5 protein-coding genes are annotated in these 4,092 nt (G+C 58.3%); all 5 read right to left on the bottom strand.

The genetic code is table 11. From position 1 onward, the window contains the following. Nucleotides 1-157 precede the first annotated feature (157 nt). A complete protein-coding gene (locus tag QZ268_RS19565; protein ID WP_295455816.1) occupies nucleotides 158-520 on the bottom strand; it encodes an HNH endonuclease signature motif containing protein in 363 nt (120 codons plus the stop codon). A gap of 132 nt (nucleotides 521-652) precedes the next feature. Then, on the bottom strand, nucleotides 653-2,011 hold the full coding sequence (locus tag QZ268_RS19570; protein WP_295455818.1) for a hypothetical protein: 1,359 nt from the start codon (nucleotides 2,009-2,011) through the stop codon (nucleotides 653-655). Nucleotides 2,012-2,114: 103 nt separating this feature from the next. Continuing rightward, nucleotides 2,115-2,810 (bottom strand): hypothetical protein, encoded by a 696-nt coding sequence (locus QZ268_RS19575; RefSeq protein ID WP_295455820.1) that lies wholly within the window; start codon nucleotides 2,808-2,810, stop codon nucleotides 2,115-2,117. Further along, on the bottom strand, nucleotides 2,807-3,388 hold the full coding sequence (locus tag QZ268_RS19580) for a hypothetical protein (RefSeq protein ID WP_295455822.1): 582 nt from the start codon (nucleotides 3,386-3,388) through the stop codon (nucleotides 2,807-2,809). Before QZ268_RS19580 ends, QZ268_RS19575 begins: the two co-directional genes overlap by 4 nt. 185 nt (nucleotides 3,389-3,573) lie before the next feature. Beyond that, nucleotides 3,574-4,092 (bottom strand): hypothetical protein (locus tag QZ268_RS19585; protein WP_295455823.1); only part of this gene is annotated, 519 nt, incomplete at its 5' end.

The following is a 4,092-nucleotide window of genomic DNA, read 5'->3' on the forward strand; positions in this document are numbered from 1 at the left end:
GCTTGCGGCCCCGTGCCATGTTGTGACCTCCTCCCATAACCTGTGGTTTTTTCTATTCAATTAGGGTTTTGCGCAGAAAAAGGGTCTCCCTCCGGTTTCCACCAAAAGGGATTTTCCTGCCGACCCTCCCCCTCCCCATCACGAGGCAGGCAGCGGTCTACTGATTGGCGGGATGCAGCGGATCGATGGGCCAGCCATCGCTGCCGCGTTCCTGCGAGAAGCCCCGCGTTTCCAGCCGCTGTTTGTTCTGGTCATGGTCATCCGGGCACAGCGTCTGCAGGTTGCCCGGATCCAGAAACAAACTCCGATCTCCGCGATGCGGGATCAGGTGATCCACCACCAGAAACCGACGCCGAGGATTGCCCTGCTCCGCACCCGCCGAGGTCAGCGAGCCATCGTTCAGGATGCCGCGCCGCAGACAGGCCCGGCACAGAGGTTCCCGCTCCAGGTGCTGCGGACGCAACCGACGCCGCCATGCCGACAGATTGTAAAGATGGTGGTATTCGCTTCGGGCTGTCATTCACTGGCCCCCAAGAACACAAAAACGCCCGCCGGTTTCCCGTGGGCGCATTTATTGATGATGCAGATCTACTCGCATGCCGATGAGGTAAGCGTCAAGTGGGGATTTACAGGAAATGCCGCGAAGCACACGTCATGTGTCATAATTTTGTGCGTCTTCAGAAATCGCTTCCGTAGTGACATCTTCTGCGGTTGCGCGATCCTCTTTGATCCTAGGAGCGCGTTTTTGCCATGCTGACAAGTTGGCCCCGACATCACGGTAATAAGAGGGCACAGCCTCCTCTAGTTCCACGATAAAGTTGACTTGTTGTGCGAAGCGAGCTCCCAATTGTTTAGATCGAAAGACGAAAAAGCTATGTGGTGAAAGCTGATCTTTTCCCTCGGCTGCCAGTTCAGGATTCGCCTTTAGGTCCGAAACTAAATGCTGGGTAGGCTCAGATTTCCCCGGCCACATAAGTCGTAGATACAGATCCTCTAGTCGATCTGATTTGATCTGCCGCAGGATCCAGTTAACCCTTGCCTTGACGGATACCTTGTCCTCTGGTGCGCGCAGAACCATGCCGACATCGACACTGCGCCGATTAATATCGGCAGTAACCTGGATCGGAGCCGCTGCATCAGGCACGTCCAGTTCCGCTTGCAATTGGTGCTGTTCCCTCAGGGTGTTCAACTCATCTTTGGATCGCAAGTTGCCGTCTGAAAGGTGTTTGCGGGGCAGGCGCTCGGATACGTAGGTTTCCGTCATTCGGCTCAGGATTAGTGATAGGTCGCGCGTTTCCTGATGCCAGGCTGTGATTACCTCCTGCGCATCCGTGGACTTGGCAGGAATAACTCCACCACTGGCCACCAACTTATTCACCTCGGTCCAGGCTTTGGGCATACGGTCGAACCCTTTCACCCCCGCACTCTCATGGGTCAAAAATCTCCTCAGCTCATTCAGCAGAACGCGCTGGTCGCTATCTGTGACGGAGTTTCGACTGAGTAAAAGATCAGCTTCCGTCAAAATATGCATCCATGACCAATGGAAAACGGGAATTTTGGAACGGCTTTTGTTGACCTCAGGCACCGGGTGAGTAGCGGGCGTTGTGGCAAACTGATTTGAGATAGAAATGACACAATCAATGTCATTGTCCTTTGCCAGCTGTCGATATCTTTCAATTTGGTCTGCGTCCAAATTGTTCGTCCCGACCTTGGCTTCAATCAAAGCTCGCCACTCGCGGCTCCCAGTTCGCATTACAATCAGCCCATCCGGCCTATCCTTCTGATCTGCAGCACGGTTCACACAGACGACTTCGGTATAGGTTTCAATCTTGGATCGAACCCCGACGCGCAACCCAAGACCAGAAAGAAGGCCTGCGCCGAACTCATCAACCTTAGCTAAACAGGCCAAAACAATCGAAGTCGTTCGCCCTTCTTTTGATGTAGTCGAAAGTACGGGAAATAGGCGCGCTTGTTCACCTTGGGTTAGAAATTCCGGAAGCTCTTCTGACATAACAAATTCCATGCAACTAGTGAGAGCATAAGAACGTGCGGTGATTGTTCCGTCAATTCTGAAGGCAAAATAAATTTGAATTTAGAAAACACGGTTGCCACGCTTAGCCGCCTCTCATCCTTTCCAGCGCCTGGCCGAGCGCCTTGGCGATGGCTGTGGACGTGTCACCGTAAACCGACCAGCCATGTGCCTTCAGGACGTCGCTGAGGGGGCGATCTTCCAGGCAGACCATGTCCACCAATCGCCGGTCGAAAATGCTGGTGCGGGATCCGCGTTTGGAGGGGCGGATGCGGCGGACAACCAGGGCGGAGCCTGTGCCGATACGGCGGCGCAGGCGGGCGATCTCTTCGCGATCGCGCAGCACCGCATCCATGAAGTCGCCGCCGCGACCACCGCCGCCCGATCGCATCGCCTCGATCGAGGAACACTTGAGACCAGCGCAGGCGTGACGCTCCACCAGGTCGCGGTAATGGCGGCCAATGGCCACCTGCCCCGGAGAGAGCGGCGACGGCTTGTTGTGCCGGGCCGCCTTGGCCGCCATCACATCAAACACATCGGCCCGCTGGATAGCGCTGCGCCCGCGATAGCCCGCATGTTTGACCGCAAAGCCGCCCTCCCCGTCTGGATAAAGCGCCTGTGGCTCAAACACCCGGAACGCGCCGCGCGCCGGGGCCTCGGCAATCTCATCGCCGCAGACTTCTGGCACCGCGCTGCGGGCTTTGATCCCAGCCAGACGGATCTCTTCCGCCTCTAGCCGCGCGGCGCCGTCAGGGCTGACGATCACAACAAAGTCCTTCATGCCGTGACCTCCAATGCCAGCGCTGCAATACGGCGGCACTTCACCTCGGCAGCGGCGCGGCGCTGTTGGAAGGTTTGATCCTGTGGCGACACGGTATCGCCCCGACGCAGCTGCTCTTCCAACCGAGCAACCCGGCGGCGCGCATCACCGGCACGGTCCTGCACCTGGCGCAGATCATACTCGCGCGGCCAGACGCGGACCCGGCGCAACTCGGCCAATAATTCCGGCGCCCAGCCCTCTGCCAGGGCGCGCTGGCCCAGAGCATGGGCAAAGACCGCCCGAAACAGCGGCGAGGCATCATCGGCCGGCGGTTGAATCTCGGCAGCCCAGCCGAGGATCTTGGCCGCGATGGGAAAGCGGTCGCGATCCTTGCCGCCGGGCATATTGGCCACCTGTTCCGCCAGCGCCTGCAGGTTCAGTTCCGACATATAGGCCAGCTTGCCGCCCAGATCCGCGACCATCGCGTCAAACTGCGCCACTGTCAGGCTGGTGGGTTTCGCCAGCCCCAACTTCTTCAACGGCTCAATCAGGTGGTCCTTCACCCGGCGTTCCCCTGCGGCCTGATCTTTGGCATCCATGTCTCTGCCCTTCCTCTTTCTCAGCAAGTCCGACTTATCCACAGGCTCGGCGCTGTAACTCGGGCGCAACCGTCCTGCTGTCATGTTTTGTCTTTGTCTATGTCTATGTCGTGCAGGACAGTCTGAGACTGTCCGAGACTGTCTTGAACTGTCCGCCGGACAGTCTTGGACACTGTCGGACAGTGTCAGGATCCTTTGTTTTGAAACGCGCCCCCGGAGCGCCCGAGGTCAAAGATGTGGTTCGACCAGGCCTGCATCGAGCGCTCAATCCAGGCGGCGCTGCGGTATTCGCAGCCCTCTTTCACCAGCCATTCATCCATCCAGCGCACCGCCGCATCGTTCTTGGCCAGATCCGCGTGATAGCCCGACACCGTGATGCGCAGCCGCTGCAACCGCTTGGCCGAGTTCGCCGCGTCATTGCGCGCCCGGTGGTCCTGGCGCCGGGCCATGGCCTCGGTCAGGCTGCGCAGCACCATCGGGTGCATCAGCCGAATATCGCCATTGTCGCAGCGGCAGGCCTCCCATTTGTAAAGCGGCCCATAATCCAGCTTGCACAGCGAGCCAAAATGCCCCGGATCAATCATCAGCAGTTTGGCCAGAATATTCTGATCCATCGGCAGAGTGCCCACGGGGCTGTTGTCATAGGCGATATTGATCAGATCAAAGAACAGCGCCCGGCATTCCGGCGTTGCGTTCAGCCGCAT

Origin of the sequence: uncultured Pseudophaeobacter sp., from assembly GCA_905479575.1 — a bacterium.
Classification (GTDB): domain Bacteria; phylum Pseudomonadota; class Alphaproteobacteria; order Rhodobacterales; family Rhodobacteraceae; genus Pseudophaeobacter.

Excerpts from the sequence above, each read along its gene's own strand:
- QZ268_RS19570 (WP_295455818.1), bottom strand. The coding sequence starts at position 2,011 with ATGTCAGAAGAGCTTCCGGAATTTCTAACCCAAGGTGAACAAGCGCGC.
- QZ268_RS19580 (WP_295455822.1), bottom strand. The coding sequence starts at position 3,388 with ATGGATGCCAAAGATCAGGCCGCAGGGGAACGCCGGGTGAAGGACCAC.
- QZ268_RS19565 (WP_295455816.1), bottom strand. The coding sequence starts at position 520 with ATGACAGCCCGAAGCGAATACCACCATCTTTACAATCTGTCGGCATGG.
- QZ268_RS19575 (WP_295455820.1), bottom strand. The coding sequence starts at position 2,810 with ATGAAGGACTTTGTTGTGATCGTCAGCCCTGACGGCGCCGCGCGGCTA.